The organism is Methanococcus maripaludis, from assembly GCF_002945325.1.
GTDB classification, from domain to species: domain Archaea; phylum AGJL01; class Methanococci; order Methanococcales; family Methanococcaceae; genus Methanococcus; species Methanococcus maripaludis.
In genome coordinates, this window is record NZ_CP026606.1 from 142,623 (window position 1) to 162,415 (window position 19,793).

General features: G+C 30.8%; 24 protein-coding genes. 9 read left to right on the forward strand and 15 right to left on the reverse strand.

Annotation, left to right across the window (positions count from 1 at the left end; all coding sequences use genetic code 11):
- Nucleotides 1–46: 46 nt before the first annotated feature.
- A complete protein-coding gene (locus MMJJ_RS00735; protein ID WP_104837240.1) occupies nucleotides 47–646 on the forward strand; it encodes a COG3904 family protein in 600 nt (199 codons plus the stop codon).
- 48 nt (nucleotides 647–694) lie between these two features.
- Here MMJJ_RS00735 and MMJJ_RS00740 read toward each other — a convergent pair whose 3' ends face one another.
- Nucleotides 695–964 carry a hypothetical protein gene (locus MMJJ_RS00740; RefSeq protein WP_104837241.1) on the reverse strand — a complete coding sequence of 90 codons (270 nt, stop codon included), beginning with the start codon at nucleotides 962–964 and terminating at the stop codon, nucleotides 695–697.
- Nucleotides 965–1,201: 237 nt separating this feature from the next.
- Here MMJJ_RS00740 and MMJJ_RS00745 point away from each other — a divergent pair, with 237 nt between their 5' ends.
- On the forward strand, nucleotides 1,202–1,558 hold the full coding sequence (locus tag MMJJ_RS00745; protein ID WP_104837242.1) for a hypothetical protein: 357 nt from the start codon (nucleotides 1,202–1,204) through the stop codon (nucleotides 1,556–1,558).
- 34 nt (nucleotides 1,559–1,592) lie between these two features.
- Here MMJJ_RS00745 and MMJJ_RS00750 read toward each other — a convergent pair whose 3' ends face one another.
- From MMJJ_RS00750 to MMJJ_RS00765, 4 genes are all read right to left on the reverse strand, one after another.
- Nucleotides 1,593–2,327 (reverse strand): Bax inhibitor-1/YccA family protein, encoded by a 735-nt coding sequence (locus MMJJ_RS00750; protein ID WP_104837243.1) that lies wholly within the window; start codon nucleotides 2,325–2,327, stop codon nucleotides 1,593–1,595.
- A 61-nt stretch (nucleotides 2,328–2,388) separates the two neighbouring features.
- A complete protein-coding gene (locus MMJJ_RS00755; RefSeq protein WP_104837244.1) occupies nucleotides 2,389–2,616 on the reverse strand; it encodes a helix-turn-helix domain-containing protein in 228 nt (75 codons plus the stop codon).
- A 98-nt stretch (nucleotides 2,617–2,714) separates the two neighbouring features.
- Nucleotides 2,715–3,113, reverse strand: a complete 399-nt coding sequence (locus MMJJ_RS00760) for a hypothetical protein (RefSeq protein ID WP_104837245.1) — start codon at nucleotides 3,111–3,113, stop codon at nucleotides 2,715–2,717.
- Nucleotides 3,114–3,172: 59 nt separating this feature from the next.
- The gene (locus MMJJ_RS00765) at nucleotides 3,173–4,018 is read right to left on the reverse strand and encodes a DUF4013 domain-containing protein (protein ID WP_104837246.1); all 846 of its coding nucleotides are present in this window, start codon (nucleotides 4,016–4,018) and stop codon (nucleotides 3,173–3,175) included.
- A gap of 661 nt (nucleotides 4,019–4,679) precedes the next feature.
- On the opposite strand from MMJJ_RS00765, the gene MMJJ_RS00770 reads away from it, so the two are divergent.
- Both MMJJ_RS00770 and MMJJ_RS00775 read left to right on the forward strand, forming a co-directional pair.
- On the forward strand, nucleotides 4,680–5,270 hold the full coding sequence (locus MMJJ_RS00770) for a TetR/AcrR family transcriptional regulator (RefSeq protein ID WP_104837247.1): 591 nt from the start codon (nucleotides 4,680–4,682) through the stop codon (nucleotides 5,268–5,270).
- Nucleotides 5,271–5,336: 66 nt separating this feature from the next.
- Nucleotides 5,337–5,807: a hypothetical protein gene (locus MMJJ_RS00775; RefSeq protein ID WP_104837248.1), complete on the forward strand. Its 471-nt coding sequence runs from the start codon at nucleotides 5,337–5,339 to the stop codon at nucleotides 5,805–5,807.
- Between the two features lie 11 nt (nucleotides 5,808–5,818).
- Here the strand turns inward: MMJJ_RS00775 and MMJJ_RS00780 are convergent, their stop codons facing one another.
- Both MMJJ_RS00780 and MMJJ_RS00785 read right to left on the reverse strand, forming a co-directional pair.
- Nucleotides 5,819–6,487 (reverse strand): YgjP family zinc-dependent metalloprotease, encoded by a 669-nt coding sequence (locus MMJJ_RS00780; RefSeq protein WP_104837249.1) that lies wholly within the window; start codon nucleotides 6,485–6,487, stop codon nucleotides 5,819–5,821.
- A gap of 28 nt (nucleotides 6,488–6,515) precedes the next feature.
- A complete protein-coding gene (locus MMJJ_RS00785; protein WP_048064079.1) occupies nucleotides 6,516–6,707 on the reverse strand; it encodes a hypothetical protein in 192 nt (63 codons plus the stop codon).
- A 132-nt stretch (nucleotides 6,708–6,839) separates the two neighbouring features.
- Between MMJJ_RS00785 and MMJJ_RS00790 the strand changes: the two genes are divergently transcribed.
- A complete protein-coding gene (locus tag MMJJ_RS00790; RefSeq protein ID WP_104837250.1) occupies nucleotides 6,840–7,445 on the forward strand; it encodes a ribonuclease H1 domain-containing protein in 606 nt (201 codons plus the stop codon).
- Between the two features lie 14 nt (nucleotides 7,446–7,459).
- Here MMJJ_RS00790 and MMJJ_RS00795 read toward each other — a convergent pair whose 3' ends face one another.
- A complete protein-coding gene (locus MMJJ_RS00795; RefSeq protein WP_104837251.1) occupies nucleotides 7,460–8,581 on the reverse strand; it encodes a double-cubane-cluster-containing anaerobic reductase in 1,122 nt (373 codons plus the stop codon).
- A gap of 220 nt (nucleotides 8,582–8,801) precedes the next feature.
- On the opposite strand from MMJJ_RS00795, the gene MMJJ_RS00800 reads away from it, so the two are divergent.
- On the forward strand, nucleotides 8,802–10,106 hold the full coding sequence (locus MMJJ_RS00800; RefSeq protein WP_104837252.1) for an MFS transporter: 1,305 nt from the start codon (nucleotides 8,802–8,804) through the stop codon (nucleotides 10,104–10,106).
- A 67-nt stretch (nucleotides 10,107–10,173) separates the two neighbouring features.
- Nucleotides 10,174–11,037, forward strand: a complete 864-nt coding sequence (locus MMJJ_RS00805; RefSeq protein ID WP_104837253.1) for a uroporphyrinogen decarboxylase family protein — start codon at nucleotides 10,174–10,176, stop codon at nucleotides 11,035–11,037.
- Between the two features lie 5 nt (nucleotides 11,038–11,042).
- Here MMJJ_RS00805 and MMJJ_RS00810 read toward each other — a convergent pair whose 3' ends face one another.
- From MMJJ_RS00810 to MMJJ_RS00830, 5 genes are all read right to left on the reverse strand, one after another.
- The gene (locus MMJJ_RS00810; RefSeq protein ID WP_104837254.1) at nucleotides 11,043–11,951 is read right to left on the reverse strand and encodes a CobW family GTP-binding protein; all 909 of its coding nucleotides are present in this window, start codon (nucleotides 11,949–11,951) and stop codon (nucleotides 11,043–11,045) included.
- Between the two features lie 51 nt (nucleotides 11,952–12,002).
- A complete protein-coding gene (locus MMJJ_RS00815; protein ID WP_104837255.1) occupies nucleotides 12,003–13,781 on the reverse strand; it encodes an ASKHA domain-containing protein in 1,779 nt (592 codons plus the stop codon).
- Nucleotides 13,782–14,810: a methylcobamide:CoM methyltransferase MtbA gene (locus tag MMJJ_RS00820; RefSeq protein WP_104837256.1), complete on the reverse strand. Its 1,029-nt coding sequence runs from the start codon at nucleotides 14,808–14,810 to the stop codon at nucleotides 13,782–13,784. It lies immediately after the preceding gene.
- A 121-nt stretch (nucleotides 14,811–14,931) separates the two neighbouring features.
- Complete coding sequence (locus MMJJ_RS00825) at nucleotides 14,932–16,023, reverse strand: uroporphyrinogen decarboxylase family protein (protein WP_104837257.1); 1,092 nt, start codon at nucleotides 16,021–16,023, stop codon at nucleotides 14,932–14,934.
- Nucleotides 16,024–16,047: 24 nt separating this feature from the next.
- On the reverse strand, nucleotides 16,048–16,707 hold the full coding sequence (locus MMJJ_RS00830) for a corrinoid protein (protein WP_104837258.1): 660 nt from the start codon (nucleotides 16,705–16,707) through the stop codon (nucleotides 16,048–16,050).
- 267 nt (nucleotides 16,708–16,974) lie between these two features.
- On the opposite strand from MMJJ_RS00830, the gene MMJJ_RS00835 reads away from it, so the two are divergent.
- Nucleotides 16,975–17,319, forward strand: coding sequence for a hypothetical protein (locus MMJJ_RS00835; protein ID WP_104837259.1), 345 nt, complete (start codon nucleotides 16,975–16,977; stop codon nucleotides 17,317–17,319).
- A gap of 14 nt (nucleotides 17,320–17,333) precedes the next feature.
- Here the strand turns inward: MMJJ_RS00835 and MMJJ_RS00840 are convergent, their stop codons facing one another.
- The gene (locus tag MMJJ_RS00840) at nucleotides 17,334–17,627 is read right to left on the reverse strand and encodes a hypothetical protein (RefSeq protein WP_104837260.1); all 294 of its coding nucleotides are present in this window, start codon (nucleotides 17,625–17,627) and stop codon (nucleotides 17,334–17,336) included.
- A gap of 281 nt (nucleotides 17,628–17,908) precedes the next feature.
- Here MMJJ_RS00840 and MMJJ_RS00845 point away from each other — a divergent pair, with 281 nt between their 5' ends.
- Nucleotides 17,909–18,175 (forward strand): hypothetical protein, encoded by a 267-nt coding sequence (locus MMJJ_RS00845; protein ID WP_104837261.1) that lies wholly within the window; start codon nucleotides 17,909–17,911, stop codon nucleotides 18,173–18,175.
- A gap of 270 nt (nucleotides 18,176–18,445) precedes the next feature.
- Here the strand turns inward: MMJJ_RS00845 and MMJJ_RS00850 are convergent, their stop codons facing one another.
- Nucleotides 18,446–19,753, reverse strand: coding sequence for a formylmethanofuran dehydrogenase subunit B (locus tag MMJJ_RS00850; RefSeq protein WP_244901574.1), 1,308 nt, complete (start codon nucleotides 19,751–19,753; stop codon nucleotides 18,446–18,448).
- Between the last annotated feature and the right edge of the window lie 40 nt (nucleotides 19,754–19,793).

Below are 19,793 nucleotides of genomic sequence, written 5' to 3' on the forward strand. Positions count from 1 at the left end.
AATTCGAAATCTAATTAATATTAAATTTAAAATTTTGGAAGATAATATGCTTTTTAAGAAAATTGAAGCTGTTTTAGTTATAATAATGATGTTTACTGGATTTTCAGTATATTATTCTGAAAAAATTTCAGAACAGATTTCATCTTCCAAACCGGCGATATTTGAAATTCAGGGCGATAAAGCCGTGATGGTTGGAATAATAAATGAAAACATAGTATTAGAAGTAGAAAATCTTGTAAACAGCCACCCAAACGTTAAAACTATTGTAATGTTGAATGTTCCAGGATCCATTAACAGCCATGCTAATTTAAAAGCTGCACGAATCGTTCGAAAAAACAACATAAGTACGATTGTTCCAAAAAATGGTTACATCGCATCAGGAGGTACTGTTTTTTTCTGCGCTGGTGTGAATAGGTCGATTGAAGAAGGTGCGAAAGTAGGGGTTCATTCTTGGAAAAATGATATTATAAAAGATGCTTCAAAAATACCTAAAGAAAGTTCAGTTCATAAGCCATACGTTGATTATTTTAATGAAATGGGAATATCTGATGAATTTTACTGGTTTATGATTGGTTCATCCCCTTCTTTTGGAATGCACTATATGAATGATTATGAAATAAAAAAATACGGACTCATTACTAATTAATTTAAAAATAATCCAAAATATGTTAAAATTTAAAAAAGATAATCTATTTTAAAAATTTTTAAGTTTCGATGTTTTTATTTCTGCGATTTTTAAAAAACCAATTAATGCAATCGCTGAAATGGCCCCGAATTTAGAAATATCTATTAATACATCATTTCCAAAATATGTTAAAAATACACCAGCAAATAAAGCGCTGTATTTGGCAAAAATATCTGGAGTGAGTATCTTAAAAATAAAATAAAGCGTTGTAACGATAAGTAGTGGAGCAGTTACAATCAAAGCAACGTACCCCCTGATTTTGGGACCCGTGTAGTTCATAAAACCACCCTCAGTAGTACGTTTTAATATTTAATTATAGCAATATATATAATTTGCCCATTTTTAGGCCTAAAATCTGACTTTATCAGTTCAAATATTCAGAGGAATATTGAATGAAATGAATGTTCAAATTAGCTAGATTTTATTTTAATTTTTAAAAAATTAAAAAAATCTAAATCAAAAAATTAATATTGTAGTCCACCAAATTAATTTTAAACATTTTTAAAAAGGGATTTTATGAATTTTAAACAAAATCTACAAGATATATCTCGATTTTTAATTTATGCAAATAATGCAGTATTTATCGTTGTTTCGTACATTATCTTCAAGATTTATACACTAATAATCAAAGATGAATACAAAATAGGAAAAATAGAAAATATTTTGTGGCTTATCTGGTTTTTAAGCTCGTTTTTGATAACCTTTTTCTTCATATATATCGAAATATTGAATAATATTGGCAGTGTCCACGATTTATCAAAATTGTTTGATTTAAAGTTCTTTTTAAACGCCGTTATCCCAATTTTAACGCTTTTACTCGGGAATATTAAAAATGGACTGCTTGAAAAATGGAATAGGCTTTCGGACAGCTAAAAAAATATGAAAAATATAGATAATATTATTTAAATTAATCTCTGCTTCTCAATTTTGAAAGTAATTTCAAAATTTCAAGATATAACCAGATTAATGTCACCATTAATCCAAATGCGCCATACCATTCCATATATTTAGGAGCACCGTATTTTTCACCCTGTTCAATAAAATCAAAATCTAAAACAAGATTTAAAGCGGCAATTATTACTACAAAAATACTAAATAATATCCCAACTGGCCCGCTTCCAAATATCAGCGGAATAGATATTCCAAAAAATCCCAAGATTATTGAAACAAGGTATACAAGTGCAATACCACCTGTTGCAGCAACTACTCCCAATTTAAAGTTTTCAGTTGCACGGATTAATTTTGATTTGTAAGCGAGTAAAAGGCTCAGTAAAACGCCAAAAGTAGCTACAACTGCTTGAAAAACAATTCCTGGATACATAAGTTCAAAAAACCCGGAAATAAGTCCTAAAAATAGTCCTTCGAGTATACAATATACTGGAACGGTAGCGGGAGACCATTCTTTTTTAAATATGGTCGCAAGTGCCACTAAAAAACCAAGAATTGGTGCTGCTATCAAAAATATAGTTGAATAGGGGCTAAAAAATAACACATCCCATGAAAAATATGCCGAGATAGAAACTATTCCAAGTGAAATTATTGTTTTGTTTACAGTTCCGTTTACAGTCATCTGCTGGTTTTGTTCATAATTGTTAAATCCAGTAAATGTATCACTTGAAAGGGCAGGATTACTTGTTCTCATATTTACCAACCAAAATTTTTTATTTTATTTAAAAAAAGATAAATTATAAAGACCAGTAATTTTAGTTTCGATTAAGACTCTTTAAAACTTTTCTTCCTTCATCCGATAAATTAAATACTACAATATTTTCATTAGTCCTGATTTCGATAAATCCCATATCAATCAATTTTGCAAGATCTTCAGAACTTATTTTCATATTTTCTTTTGTTGAAATTACTTCGGAAAAAACATTATCATTAATATATTTGAGAGTTTCTAAAATTCCGTCTTTTAACAAAATATCTTCCAAGTATACCACCGTTGATAAGCAAAATTAGTTATATTCAATACAATGGCTACTTTGATTTAAACCTTTTGATAACGATTTTTAAACATTCAATACTAATCTCAATTTAAATTTAAATCTTTTTTTAACGATTCATAGAGTTTTTTCATTGAAATGTAATTTCCAATAAGTATAATTGGTTTATAGCCGGTAACGTATATTTTAATCTGGGTTGAAAACAGTGCGGCAATGAATATTAAAACCGTCATTATCATATGATATGCCCTTAAATCAAGAATTGCATAATATAACGAATAACTTATCTCTTTTGAAACCGTCAAGAGTATATTTGAAGAGATATACCACAAAACTCCGATTAAAAGCATTATGTAGTTTCCACGAGTATCTAATTCAATAGCAGATACATCGTCTATTTTAGCAGAAATATTTTGGAAAAATGTTTTTACCATAAATATAGTTTCATGGATACTGATTTTTGTAAAACCCATATTGTAATTCATTTTAACCACTTTTAAAATTATACTTAAAAATATATTAAAAAAAGAATTTAAGATTTTGTTTATAATTCGTGATTAAACTCTTCTATTTTTTTGAGATTTTTAGAAACGAAGTAATTAGTGTATGCCCTGTATGAATAAAATGATACATAAACTGCAACTATTGAAAATACAATAAATGCAAAGAGGGCTACAACTAAGAGTAACGGACTTGCAATAAAAAGCATTTTAGGGCCCGTATACATGTTCATTCCAAAAAATCCAATTAATGGAAAAATTACCAAAATCATCGGGATTATCATGAGCAGTATTGAGATTATCGAAACTACAATAAACATACCCAAATATTCAAAGGACATCATTTTAAAAATTTTGGGGATATCAAAAAATGCACCAAAATTGTCCTCATGTGCAAAATTTACTACAGAAAGCGGAATATATAATGAAATAATTAGCTGGATAATCATTGAAAGTACAATTGATGCAATGCCATCATTTCCAAAATATGTCATAATATTCTGAAGAATTGTTCCAAAAACTGCAATTACGGCAATTCCCAGCGTAAATACAACTCCATTCTTAAGCAGATCCCAATAATTGGCCCATTCTGGAAGTTCTAATGATTTTTCAAGGGATAATTTAATCATTTTTAATATGTAGCCATTTAAAACAATGAGAAGACCTAAACCCAGTAACGAAGCAAAAAGAGCAACTACTGCAAATACTAAAGAATTTGTTGCAGTGCCAAATATGTGTAAATTCGCACTTGCGTACGGATACACTGCCAAAAATATTCCTAAAATAAGTAAAAAAATACTTACAGCATAAATTATTCCGCCTTTTAACAATTTTGATAAATCTGAAAGACTATATTTTAATGGACCAAAGACGTAATTTTCAAAAAACATAAACCCACCATTTTTTAATGTATAATTAATTATTTTCAAAAAGAATATAAAAAAATAAATATTCAAGGCACTATTTTAATATGAGTTTTGAGAGTTTTCAAACATGAGCACACAATGAAGAATTCTTGAAAAAATCAAGACAGTTTATCAATTTGGGCTTTTTATTATATAATACTAAATAAAACGTTCGGAAAATGTAAAATAAAGTTTACAATTCTTTTGAAAAAGAAATAAATTTACATAATAATTTAAAAAATAAAAAAATAGATGCGGTTTAAAGAAATAGTTTTTTCGCGTTTTTCCACACACGAATATCCCCTTACCTCTGGAATTTGTAATTTCCGAGTTAATATATAGTTTAAAAATTCCCATATTTTAAATTTACGTCAGGTGTAAATTATATATTATATTTCAAAAATAAAAACAGATTTTTGTTAAAAAGATAATCGATCGACAATTAGATCTAATATTTTAAGTTAGATCTAAATTATGATCAATATGATCAAAAAATGCACGGTGTGGTCACCATCCCGTTCCCAGCATAACTAGATCGAACACTGATATATAGTTTTCCATAAATGATCCTATTTTGACAACAAAATATACATAAATAAAATTTGGTATAATAATATTATAAAAAATCCAAAATGGGGTATAAAATATGGATACGCGGGATCAGATAATTAAAAACTCAAGAGATATATTTTTTAAAAAGGGTTATAATGAAACATCTCTTTTAGAAATTGCAAAAAAATGCAATATTTCAAAAGGAGGTCTTTACCATTATTTTAATAAAAAAGAAGACTTATTCCTCGAAGTTATTGTCTCAATGATAAAAGAAAACGAAAAAATTATACTACGTTGCATTGAACAAGACATAGGATTTGAAGAGGCATTTTTTGAATTTATAGATAAAATGATTATGATACGAAGTAGATATTTTAATGAATATATCCAAAAAGATGATACTCCAACATATTCAGGACCTCTTTCCGATGCGATAAAACGATTTCCCGAAATATGGGAAGTAAATAATAATATATATGAAAACATCATAAATGGATTAGTAAACAGGATTATAATAGGGCAAGAAAAAGGGGAAATCAAAGAAAATTTAGACCCTCATGCAATTGCACTTCATTTTTGTTCAATATATGAAGGATTACCTTTAGTTTCGTATTATACGAATAAAAAATTCGATGAAACAGCAAGAACACTGTTTAACTCATTTTGGGATATTATAAAAAATTAATTTTACGCGGACAAGAACCGACCGGGTGGCCGGTAAATAATAGGAACATATGGGTGGTGAAACTTTATGGAGAATATATTTGAATTTGGATTTTCAGTATTTACAGGCAATGCATATACCTCATTACTTAGATACCTTTCAAAGTACGAAAAAGCTGAAAAGAAAGGTTTTGAAAATATTACTCCCCGAGATGCTATGGAAATCGGATTTGAAACAATGTTTATGGCCCAGATATTTGGAAAAGAACTTTCAAAAATGGAAGTTGAGGGTCCTGAAAAACTCGCGTTAAATATTGTTATGAAATATAAACACAGGGAACTTGTTGAACCTCTCGAAAAAAACTATTTGATGTTTTCAATATGGCGAAATAAGGAAGGTTTTTTAAAATATACCTTAGAAGAAATCAGAAAAGAAAATTCAACATTGGAAAATGGTTTTGAAAAGGTAGATTGCTATCTTGTACCTTCACTAAAAGTTTTACCATATTTAAAACAGATATTTTTAAAAATCGCGCATGAAAATAATATACACCAATAAAATAAAAGATTTTAATGTCTTTCGTTTAATTTAAGCTTTTTAACTTTCCATTCAGGCATTAATTCGGTTAAATAATTATAAAAATCCTTACTGTGGTTTGGATATCTTAAATGGGCCAGTTCATGAAACACGACATATTCAATACAGTCTTTTGATTTTTCGATTAATCTTTCATTTAGTATAATTTTATTTTTATGAAAACTGCAAGATCCCCATCTTTTTTTCATTTTCCTAACTGCAAAATCAGGCATTTTTTCTGTAACTATCTTATAATTATCCTTAAAAATTTCAAAAAGTTCAAGTTCTGCACTTTTTCGGTAAAATTTTTCAATTATTTTTTTCTTTTTTTCAAAATCATCAGGTTCTAAAATATGAAGATTAAAAAAATTATCTGAAATTTCTAAATACTCCTTTTTTGAAGAATATACTTTTAAAATATATTCATTTCCTAAATATTTGAATAATTCTCCATCAATATACTTTTTTGCAACTGATTTTGAATTTAGCGATTCAAAATTCTCCAGATGCTTTTTTATCCAACTTTCTTTTTTCTTTATAAACGAATTAATGTATTCATCAGAAACGTGAACTGGCGCTTTTACTACAACCGAACAGTCGGGATTTACAACCAGATACATGTTTTTGATTTTTTTACGGATGATTTTAACGTTTTCTACCATGATATTGCCATTCGAGTTAAAAAATAAGTTATTTCTTGGATTTTTTAAGTTTTATTTGAAGTATAATTCCGATTACTAAAAATACAATTCCCAAATCTTTTAAAATGGTATAAATTATGCTTAACTCGCCAGTCTCGGATTTTAAGAATATTCCAAACAATATTGCGGATAAAAAGAATATAAATGCGGTTAAATATGATTTAAATGGAGTGATTTTCAAAATATCGCCTCATTTTACGAATAATATATTTTAATCTGGAATTTATAAAAATCTTTTGAAATTATAACGTATTGGGAAAATTATTTTTAATTCAAATATATAATGTGTTTAAAATAAATCTGCGTGAAAAAAATGTCTAAAATATATGCTGTTCGAAAAGGGCGGAAAACTGGATTATTTGATACCTGGGCCGAATGTGAAAATCAAGTTAAAGGATTTTCTGGAGCCGAATTTAAAAGTTTTACATCTAAAATAGATGCAGAAGCTTATTTAAATTTAAAATCAGAGCAAAGGCAAAATAATATAAAATCAGACGAATTTAAAAAAGATGTAATGCATGCATGGGTTGATGGAAGTTTTAATTTAAAAAATAAAGAATACGGAGCAGGCGCTTTAATAATATTTAATGGAATTAAAAAAGAAATTAAAGCTAAGGGAAATGATACGGAATTATCAAAAATGAGAAACGTTGCAGGCGAAATTTTAGCATCAGAACTTGCAATGGAATACGCAGTTTCTAAAAACGTGAAAAACTTGGTAATATATCACGATTATCTTGGAATTGAAAAGTGGTGTACTGGGGAATGGAAAACAAATAAATCTGGAACGATTGAATATAAAGAAAAATGTAAAAATTACTTAAAAAAATTAAATATTGAATTTGTAAAAGTTAAGGCGCATTCGGGAGATAAAAATAACGAAATTGCAGATAAGTTGGCAAAAGAATCACTTTTGTAAAAAAATAAAATAATTTAAATCATTTCAACAAAGGCTTCAAGTCTCGTTTTTATCTGTTCTTTATCACTTTCTGAATAGTCTGTTTCTATTCTAATTATTGGAATTCCTAAATTTTTGAGTTCTTTTTCAATTAATGCACCTTCAACATTAAATGTGTGGCAGTATTGTAATGTATAATAAACAACACCATCTGCATTTTGTTCCTTTACAAGTTCTTTAATTCTTTCAATTCTGCTATCATTTTTAAATGCAGATGCACAGTTGATTTTAAAGTATCTTTCTGCAAGGTCATCAATTGTGTATCCTTTAACCAAATTATCAAATTTTCTGGTTCCAGTACATGTTTCTTCACCGACTACAAGTCCGCCGACTTCTTCGATAATGTCCACAATTTTGGTATTTCCTGCAACCATCGGGCATCCTGCAACCAGAATTCTTTTTCCAGCGTATCCTTCACCGTTTTTAACCCGTTCTTCGAGTTCAGATATTACTTCTTTCAAAATTGCGAGTCTATCTTTTATATCGAGTAAAAATGACCTTTGAAATATTTTTAATGCATCAGTTCCAGTTATTGGCGTTGGGATTTTGGATCTTAATTCATAAAGCTTGTGGGATAATATTCTTTCTTCATTTTCTTCATCAATTGCTTCTTTTAATTTTTCTTCAGTAATCTTGTTTCCAGTAAATTTTTCCACGTAATCTTTGAAGTCGTAAACTTCTTTGAGCCATAATTTATATGACCTTTCATCTTTAAAGTGTGGAAGATGCATAACATACATTTCTGACAGTTTTGCCATGTGTTCAAACATCTTTTTCTTTCCATCGCACGTTGTTTCTCCAACAATAACATCTGAAGCTTCAAAGTAAGGGCAGGCTTTATCTTTTTTAAATCCGTATGAAGATTTAATCAGCGGACAGATACTTCTTGGCAGATCTTCTTCTGCTGATGGAATGGTTGACTCTTTTCCACCACAAAGTCCGACAGGAATTGCATCAGCAGCACATATAATTTCAGTAGGCACGAATACACAAAATCTACCAAATACTTTTTTTCCTTCGTCTTTTTCTCGATATAATTCCTCTTTTCTTTTTGAAAAAATTTCATCGAGTTTTTTGATACTTTTTAATTCGTCCAAAGTTTCACCGATTTTATAGTTTAAACTATCTTCTAAGATATTATTTAAATTATTTTTCATTATTTGTTGTGTTTGATATCCATTAGAATATCTATTAAATATATAATAACTACTAAAATCTAATACCATTATCAATATATATCGGTAATTAAATAATCCAATGAAGGTCTTAAGTTTTAAGATACCTGAAATTAAACAATAACTATTTTTGAGGTCATACATGTTATCAAAGGACAACATCGGCAAAATGATGAAATACCGGTGGGTAATCTTTGCAGTTCTTGCGTTAGTTTACTTCTTCGTGTACTTTCACAGGGTATCTCCTGCAGTTATGGCTGGAGATCTTATGACAACGTTTGGAGTAGGGGCAACTTCAATGGGTCTACTCGGATCAGTTTATTTTTATGCATATGCATTAATGCAGATTCCTTCAGGGATAATGTCTGATAAATTCGGACCTAGAAGGGTCGTTGCTGTTTTTACACTTGTTGCAGCAGCAGGTGCAATTCTTACAGGTATTGCAACTGATTTTAACATGGTTATATTAGGAAGGCTTTTAATCGGTGTTGGTGTAGCTGCAGTATACATCCCGATAATGAAAATGCTTTCAATCTGGTTTAGAAAAAACGAATTTGCTACTCAAAGTGGCGTTATGCTTGCAGTAGGAAACATTGGGGCATTATCCGCAGCAGCACCACTTGCTTACCTTAATACATCATTAGGTTGGCAGACTGTATTCATGGGACTTGGTGTAGCATCAGTCGCTCTTGCAATTCTTTCATATATTGTTATTAGGGATAAGCCATCAGAAATGGGATTCCCAAATATTGAAGATATTGAAGCTCAGGAAAATGGCGAAACTGTTTCAGCAGAAGCAAAACCTGCAGAAAACATATCTATTATGGATTCTATTAAAATGGTACTCGGTAAAAAATCATTCTGGCCCTTGGCAATATGGTTTTTCTTTTACTATGGATCATTAATGGCATACCAAGGACTTTGGGCAGGCCCATACTTTAAAGATATTTTAGGTTGGGACAAAGCAACATATGCAAGCCTTTTAACGTTTATCGGAATTGGTTTGATCTTAGGATGTCCTGTTTCAGGATATCTCGCAGATAAAGTTTTAAAATCAAGAAAAAAGACATTAATTATCGGTACAGTAATGTACACATTATTATGGTTTGCAGTCTGGTACTTTAACGGAATGGACAATCCATTATTCTATAAAATATTATACTTATTATTCGGATTCTTCGCAGGATTCTTCGTTGTATGCTACGGACAGGTGAAATCATTATTTCCTATCTCAATAACAGGAACTTCCACGTCAATCCTCAATTTCTTCCCATTCTTTGGTGGTGCACTGCTCCAGCAAGTTTGCGGGTTGTTAATCGCAAGCTACGGGCTTAATGCATTAGGGGGATACACAAGTGCAGGATACCAGATGGCATGGTTATTACTTGCTGTTGGAATGGTTATTGCAACAATTTGCGTTTATTTCTCTGAAGAAAAAGGACTTTAAGTCCATTAAATTTTTTTCTTTTTTCATTTTTTAAAAATTTAAAAATAATTTAAACATGGTGGAATTTATGAAAAAAACATTTTCATGTGTCAGTGACAAGTTAGAAAACATTCCAAAAGAATTAACTGAATCTAAAAATTTAAAATTTCCAAATGTACACGAAAATCTTATCGATATGGTGGAATTTTCAAAAATAATGAAAGAATATAGGAAAGACTTATTTTGTAGAGTTCCATTCTGTATGACCGTTGAAGCAGAATCATTGGGTGCTAAAATTAACATGGGCGATGAAAAATACGGCCCAAGAGCTAAAGAATACGCTTTTAAAAATTTAGATGAATTAGAATCCATAACACCAATTGATCTAACCTCAGGTAGGATTAAAACAGTTCTTGGTGCTATTCGTGAATTAAAAGAATCTGGTGAAATTCCAATTCTTGCAGTTGAGGGGCCATTTACTATATTTTCATCTTTGATAGATTCGACAGCATTTTATAAAGAACTTAGAAAAAATCCGGACCAAGCAAACGAATTTTTGAATTTTTTAGAGGATGAAATCGTAAAGTATATTCTTTCAGGAATTGAAAACGGGGCTAAAATTATTTCTTTTGGAGATCCTGCAGGAAGTATCGACATAGTGGGTCCAAAAGTATTTAGGGAATACAGCGGAAAAATTGCCAAAAATATTATAGAAAAAGTTAGATTAAAAGAAAAAAACTGTATTATTCATCTTTGTGGATTAACATCTGTTGCACTTGAAAATGAAGGAATGTGCAAATTTAATCCATTAAATTGCGATTCTGAAACATATGGGAAAGCAATTTATGAACTAATTCATGAAAATACAAAAACAAAAATTATTGGTCACAACTGTATAAAAAAATCAATCTATAAAATTCCAAAAAATACTGTCTGGGAAATAAAAGAATAATTATTTTATAAATTATTAAATAATTCACTTATTGCTTCTTTTTCAAGCTCTTTTCCAATTATGCAAATTTTTTGGTCTTTTTTTGTGTTTAAAAGCTCCAACTTGCAATCATTTCCAACATAATTAAACTCCATTGTTTTATCATCGATGTTTAAAAAACCCTTTCCACGCATTATCTGTCCATATTTACCACTTTTAAGTTCTAAAATTATATTTTCAATATCTTTTTCTTTAAAAGAATCAGTAAATTCAAGTCCAATACTTGATACGCCTTTCATTGCAGCTTCAACGTTTCCACGATATATTTTACCAGAATTTTCAGAACTGTTGTCAAGAATTTTCAAAAATTCTTCTGGAGCCATAAATTCCCAGTTTTGAGTTACAATTAATGAATTAGGATTTAAATCCCTTAATGATAAAATAATTTTATCAATTTCTTGGTAATTCATAAACTGAGCTTTACTGATAATTAGTCTGTCTGCATTTTTTATTTGATCTTTAAAAAATTCGCCAAATCCTTCAACTTCTTCGAGATAATTTTCAGCATCAACTACGGTTGTGAGCGAGTTTATTTCAGAAATTTGTTTGATTTTTGGAAGACTCAATATCCCGATTATCTCACTTAAGAGCCCCATTCCTGTTGGTTCAACAATAATCCTGTCAGGTTCAAATTCATCTACGATTTTGCTTAACGCTTCGATAAAGTTGGACCTGATGCTACAGCAAATGCATCCTTGTTGAAGTTCGTATACTTCAAATCCTTCATTTTTGATAAGATCTCCGTCAATTGCAATTTCGCCAAATTCATTTTCAATAACAATTACTTTTTCGTTCCCACAGGCGTTTAAAAGATGTTTTATAAATGTCGTCTTTCCAGAACCCAAGTAGCCTGATACAACGTCGATTTTAACCACAATATCACCAAATATAATAAATTTTAATATTATTATTTCAAATACTAATTTTTAAAAATTTAAAGAATCAATGAACAATTTTTCATAGTTTTCTTTTGTCGAAAGTTCATAATATGTTATATCTTTAGAGACTGACTCCATTTCCGCTCGTGATTCTTTTGAAAGCAGACAAATTAAAGCACCGGTTTTAGAGGAATTTCCAATATATCTTATTTTTTTGCCAAGTTTTTCAGGTATGATTCCACTTCCAACGAGGCTTTCAACAGTTAAGTGTTTTCCAAACTGCCCTGCAATTATTACTTCATCAATTTCTTCCATTGTTAAATTATTTTCATCCAAAAGTGCTAAAAATCCCGAAACTATAGCTGCTTTTGCCAGTTGAACCTGCCTTATGTCTTTTTGTGAAACTAATATTTCGGGATTTTTTGAGATCTGAACAAACTTTTTTGAATTTTTTTCTATTATCAAATTTTTATATTCATTATCTGAACCGTTTGAATTAATTAACCTGCCAGTTTTACCCACAAGGCCTGTTCTAACAATTTCAGATATTGAATCAAGTATTCCACTACCGCAAATTCCAACAGGATTCACATTTCCAATGACTTTTAATTCGATATTGTTTTCATTGAATTTAACACATTCAATTGCGCCGTCTGCCGCCCTCATTCCGTAGCTTATATTCATTCCTTCAAGCGCAGGGCCTGCAGCACAGGAACATGATGAAAGAATACCTGCTTTTGAAAGCATTATTTCCCCATTTGTACCAATATCAATAAAGAGAACATTTTTTTCAGTTTTCAAAAGTTCAGAAACTATAACTCCTGCAACAATATCTGCTCCAATATACCCTGAAACTCCAGGTAAACAGTAAATTCTACCAAACGGAGAAATATTTATTCCAATATCGTTTGATAAGATGTTTTTCCCAGACAAAAATACTGGTAAATATGGAGATTTCCCAATCGATTCTGCGCTGATGTTCAATAAAAAGTGCATCATTGTAGTGTTTGCTGCAATTGAAACTTCGTAGATGTTTTCAACAGCAATTTTGTTCTGCGTTGCTAAATCAAAGATAAGTTTGTTTATTCCGGTAATTATTGCTTTATTTAATAATTCAAGCCCGTTTTCATTTTTATTTGCAAAATCGATTCGTGAAAGCACGTCTGAACCGTATTCTTTTTGAGGATTTATCATGGTTTCAGATGCAATTTCTTCCCCCTCTAAAATATCAATTAAAGATGCTACAACGGTAGTAGTTCCAATATCGATTGCAATTCCATATATTTTTTCATTGATTTTGGGTTCAATTCCAATTAATTTATCATTTAAAAAAATTGAAGTAAGATTTCCTGTTTTAAACGATTTCTGCAAAGCTTTTAAACATTCAATATCAGATATTTCATCCACATTTAATTTAGTTTTAACAATTTCTTCGTAATTATTTTTGTTTGATTCACATTCTGATAGATTGATGATTTTTTTTGTGATAGGCGGATTAATTTTTAAGTTTGGCATGTATCCGTCAGTTAAAATCTTGTGATTTTCATCCGTATTTAATAATTCAATTTTCACATTTCCAAACGCCTTTGTAAGGCAACTTAGGCGAACTCCCTGATCAATTTCATCTTTTGAAAGATATTCAAGCTCTTCAGAAGATAGTGGACTGATTTCTCCACCAACAACTTTTACCTTACATTTTCCGCAGGTTCCAACTCCACCGCAAGGAACTTCTATTTTAATTCCATTTTTTTGAAGAATTTTAAAAATAAATTCCCCTTCTTTAAACTCAAATTTATTGTTATCATTAGTTATTTCTAGTATTGCCATTTATTCTCCTCTTTTGGAGTTTTTACATGCCTGAACCATTGCTTGAATATTTTCTAACTTTGTTCTAACCCCAATTCCGCATGCAGGAGACAAAATATCGACCCCAAATTTAATACATGCTCGACTCATTTTATCAATAGAATCAGGAGTTCCATTTTCAAGCGCAAATGTGCTGACGTTTCCCATGATTGCTTTTCCAGACACGTTTTCAACTACCTGTCCAACATCAGTAATTGAATCAAAGCTTATTGCGTCACTTTTTAATGAATTTATTTCTTCATAAACACTTTTCAATCTACCGCAAATATGGATTATTGTTCCAGTTTCAGCCAAATCACTTGTTTCTTCAATTATTTTATTAATATAAGGAACTGCAAATTCTTTAAACATTTTTGGGCCCAATATCTCGCCAGTACCGCTTGGATCAGATATTGCCAAAACGTCTGCTCCTGCTTTTAGCTGTGCTTTTCCAAATTCGATTAAGTTTTCAGTTACAAAATCCATGAATTCTTTTGCAGCGTCGGGTTTTCTTCTAAGTTCTTTATAGTACGTTACAGGTTCCATTAAAGACGATGCAGTACTAACTGGACCTGTGAGATTTGCAATAATGGGAACTTCTGAGTTTTTTTCGTTTAAAAGTTCTATTGATTCAAGAACGGTTTTTCCACGTCCCTCATCAATATTGATATGATTTAATTTTTCATATTCAGTAACAGAATCTATTGGATAGTTTGTAACTCTTGGTTCAGTAATATCTGTACCCATTTTAACTCCTGCACCAAAAGCTTCGGCTTCTACAGTCATGCAGAATGGAACACCATAGTTTTCAAACCCGCCATTTTCATACATTCCAATTGTAAGTTCAGCCATTTTTTCAGCATCGGTGTGTGCTTCTGGCCAATATATTCCAGTAATGTCCATGATATCTTTTGTAATCATATTCATCATGCCGCCCGGACATATGCACGGGATTCTATCAACTTCTTCTCCTTTGAGGGTTTTTGAGAGTCTTTCTTTTGGTGTTATCATTAAATCACTCTTTTTATTTAAATTTTCAAATATAATGCGCCATTAAACTAAATTCTAAAAAAATCAAACTAAAAATTTAAAAATTATAAAATCTGGGTGAATAACTTGATAATTTAGGTACTTAGTCTTTGTATTTATCAAAACTAAGTAAATAGTCTAATTTTTCTTCAGTAACCGGCCATCCCATTTCCCTTGCAGTATCCATCATTGCATCAATGTTTTCAATAGGTACTTCTACTGGAAGGCTGCATCCTGACATGATCATGAATCCTTTTTTAGCTTTCAATCCCTGTTTTGCACATTTAATTGTAGCTTTTCTAACGTCTTCTCTTGATCCTGCATACATAATTGCTGAAGGGTCAACATTTCCTGCAATAACCATTTTATCTCCAACGGTTTCTGCACATTTTTCCATATCTGCAACGTTATCAATGCTTAAAACATCTACGCCCATTTCTACAAGATCATCCCAAATTGGATCCGTTATTCCACAAATGTGTATAACCAATTTTCCAGTTCTTGCTTTTATGTGGTCGATAAGTCTTTTTAAGTACGGTGCTGAAAATTCCCTAAAGTGTTTTGGACTTACAACAGTACATGATGAAAGAGGTTCTGAAATAGTAACTCCAACGCCTTTTTCCAAAACTGCATCGGTTAGTGCAATGCAACTTTGTAGTGAAATTTCACAGAGTTTATGAACTGATTCAGGATCTTTTAAAAGCATTTTTGTCATTTTTTCTACGCCAATTAAAAAGAAAGCGTTTGTAAATGGGCCTACAACTGAAGCAGTAACTCCAACTTCGCTTGCAATTTCATCCCTTACGATTTCAATTGCCCTTAAATGAACTGGAATTCTACCTTGTGTGTATGGATCAATTACTTTTAATTTATCAAATTCTGACATGTCATTTATTGCAGGTTCTTCTAAATCTGCGGTATTATCTTCTGGTTTTCTAACTTTTGCGCCCATTGCTTCTGAAACTAAAAATAAATCTGTGAAGATTCTTGCACCATCTGCCCCAAATCTTCTGTATGTTTTAATAATTGCATTAGCAAGCGCTTCTGGGTCGTCATTAAACTGTGAAATTTTGTAGCCTGCAATTCTTGCCATCCCATTTCCAATGTTTGGGTTGCATGCAACCCGGTCAGCGGGTTCGCCCTTAGCTTTAGCAGCAGCTCTTTGAGCAGGTGTCATTTTGTCGGGGTAATCCATAATAATCTCTCCATACTGTTTAAATTAACCTTTTAATTTTGTAACCAATTCTTTTGCAATTCTTGCAGATTTTGAAGCTTCTGGTGCATAGCCATCTGCACCAATTTTATCAGCAAAGCTTTGTGAGATTGGGCCGCCTCCAACCATCACCATTGTAGTTTCTTTCATTCCTTCTTCTTTTAACATGCCAATAACAACTTTCATATTGTCCATTGTAGTCGTCATCAGCGTTGAAAGACCAATGACATCTGCGCTTACTTCTTTAGCTTTTTTTATGAATTCTACAGGTGGAACATCCCTACCAAGATCATAAACTTCAAAGCCTTGTGTTTCGAGCATGATTTTAAATAAGTTTTTCCCAATATCATGGGTATCCCCTTCAACAACGCCAACAACTGCTTTAAATTTATTATCTGAATCTTCATACTTTAAATGAGGTTTTAAAATATCCAAGCCCACATACATTGCATCAGAACAGACTAATAATTCAGGAATAAAATATTCTCCTTCTTCGTAAAGTACCCCTGCCCTGTTCATTCCTTCTGCTAGCCCTTTTGTGATCCCATCAAAAGCATCAAATCCATTTTCGAGATATTTTTTAGATAATTCTTCTGTTTTTTCTTCATCCATATCAACAACGGAATCAGAAAGCTCTTGTAGTAGCTGTTCTTTCAATTCACTCATTTTTGACCTCTAAAATTTAAATTTAAAAAAGGGTAATTAATCAATAAAACTACGTAAATAATATCTTTTATAGTTTTCATGAAGAAACCTAATAATTAATAATTACATTAAAAAAACTAATATCTAATAATATTATGGTACGATATACATTAGAAAAATATATAAAAAAATTACCCGAATTAAACCTTAAAAACTGTTAGCGAGTGCATAGTAATATATTATATCAAAATATATCCGTTTCTAATGTATTGTAATTAAGGTGTTATTTTGAGTAGTAAATTTGAAGAGCTTTTTAAAAAATTTGAAAAACCAGGATATATGGACTTTGAAAAAACAGTTGTTGAATTAAGTTGCGAAAACTTCTGTGAAGGAAATAAATCAAAAAGTTCAAAATATTTTATAATAGATAAATATTCTGGCGAAAAATATCCTTTAAAATGTTTCTGGATCGTTGCTTTTGGAATTGCAAATCAATTAGATTTTGAAGAAATTTACAAAACGATTGGAAAATCGATTTCTGGCCCAATTTTGATAAATGAATTTGAATTTTTTGGAATAATGCTTGAAAAATCTAAAAAAGAAGATATTAGATTTAAGATAATAATCGAATAAAATAAAAAAGAAAATTATTTCATTTCATTTTCTGAAAGACCTTCAATATGTTTCATTAAAGGGTCAATTTTCTCCCATATTTTTGAACAGGGAACTAAAAATGATTTATCTGTTACAATTACGTAAAGTTTAGAGCTTCCTTGATCCCAGGTGGCTTGAAGCTTGATACCATACTGTTTTGGATCTATCGTCCAGGGATTATTTCCACTAACTGATATGCCATGTTCATTTAGTTCTTTAATCATCAAATCAACTTTCTGTTGATTAATATTTGAATATTCGTGCTTACCGCACTTACCGTCTCCCATATTATCCCTCATTTAACTAAAAAAACTCATTTACAAAATATATGTTAATTAATAGTTTTTTACCGATAAGTATACTTTAACTTAATTTTTAAATTATAAATATGTTGCCAATTAAATTACTAATTAATATTGAAAACAAGTTAAAAAGCCAGATTATTACATAATATATCAAAGACCTTGCAAATACGTAATTTATATATATGTTGATGTAATAAGTATTAATTAACTTTAGAATAAATATGTAATTATAATTAATTACATATCTTAAAAAGGGGATTTTTGTGGATGAAGTTATAATTAGACAGAATATTTTAAGATACCTATTTGAAAAAGAGACCTTTGTAAAAGGTAAGGAACTTACAACTATTTCAGGACTTGAAAAAGACGATTTAAAATACATTATTCATTTTCTTGAAGTTAAAGGCTATTTAATAGTGAAAAGTTCGTCTTATGGTATGAGCTACTATACAAAAATAACTAAGAAAGGAATAGAAATAATAAATGATATTTTGGTTAAAAAGGAAGAAGTACCATATATTTTAAAGTAAGCTTTATTTCAAATACAGAAAACTTAAATAATATAACCCTCACAGTTAATGTATCTCAGGATAACATCTGAGATTTTGTAATATATCTATCCATTGCCGTAAATATTAGATAACAGGATTAAATAGCAAATATATCGAATATTAAAGATTTATAGCCACAAATCTTTAACATTTTTGACCTCACCTATTTTTTTTATATTTTAGGATAAAAAAATTTTGAATCTGAAAAGTTATAAAAAAAATTTAAAAAAATAAAATTTCTGACTTTAGTTATAGTAGTTCTTCAACTTTTTTAGATATTCTTTTTAATATTTCCCGATCTGCAAGCGTACTTTCAGGCGGATCAATTACTTTTTTAAGTTCCAATGGAACTCCATCCATCCTGTAGGCGGTTCCAGTATCCTCAACACCTGCAATCGTTGGCGGGAGAATTATATTTGCAAGAACTGAAGTTGGTGTTTCGTGAGGGTCTATGCAGATTAATGGAATTTTTGACATTCTTTTAACTGCATTCTGCGGAAAATGTGCTCCGGGGTCTGACGCGATATTTAGCATTGCATCTGCATCTTCTCTAAGTAAACTATCAGTTACACTCGTGTCTCCAGGGTTAAATTCTGGAAATCCTCTTGAATAGTCCACACATAACGGAAATCCACTGATCCAAGTACACACCTGATTGAAACCATTTACATTGTAGTGGCCCCTCATTGGAATCAGCGTAAATTTAGTTTGTGAATTTAAATCGATTACAAGTTCGATTGCAGTATCGATATTTCTATGCTTTCCAGCAGTATGCGTAACACCCATTGCAAAGAAAAGTTCCCCATACTGTGCTTTTTTCAATATTTCAACAGTTTCATATATCATTTCTCTAGGGATCCCTGCTATTATTTCAGATTGAAGTTCAAAACCTTTTAAAGCAGACCTTATCGCACTTATAAGCTCATAATCCTTATGCGGTTCAACTTTTAAGTGAATGTCTGCTAATTTTGCAGTGTCACTTTCTCTTGGATCAACTACAATTAAAATTCGATCTTTTCTTCCGCGACCCCTAAAAAAGCCCCTTGGAAAAACTCCGTATCGGCTCATGTGTCTTGGGTGTGCGTGCATCGGGTTTGAACCCCAATAAATTACAACATCTGCCCTGTTTTTAACTTCTCCAAGCGTACATATGGGGTACCCAACATCCTGAAGTGCCCATACACTCGGGCCATGGCATACTTCGGCAGTGTTGCTTACAATTCCCCTTATTTTTTCAGCCAACTTCATACCTTCAATATGTGCGTGGCATTCTGTTGCAGAAAATCCATAAATAAGAGGTTTTTTCGCATTTACTAAAATTTCAGCAGTTTTTTCTATTGCAGTATCAAAGTCGATTTTTTTAAAATCATCTTTTTTGTTTTCCCGATAAAGCGGTTCAGTATGTCTTACTGCACCTTTTCGGTGAGTAAACTTGCTGTGACCGATTCTACATGCATTTCTTGTCTTTACAATATGTCCTGATTCCACAAAACATTCAATGTCATCACAAAGAGTTCCGCAGAATGGGCATACTACATTTTTTATAACATCCATTATTTCACCCTAAAAAATCACCCAATTTAAAAAAATAAAAAAG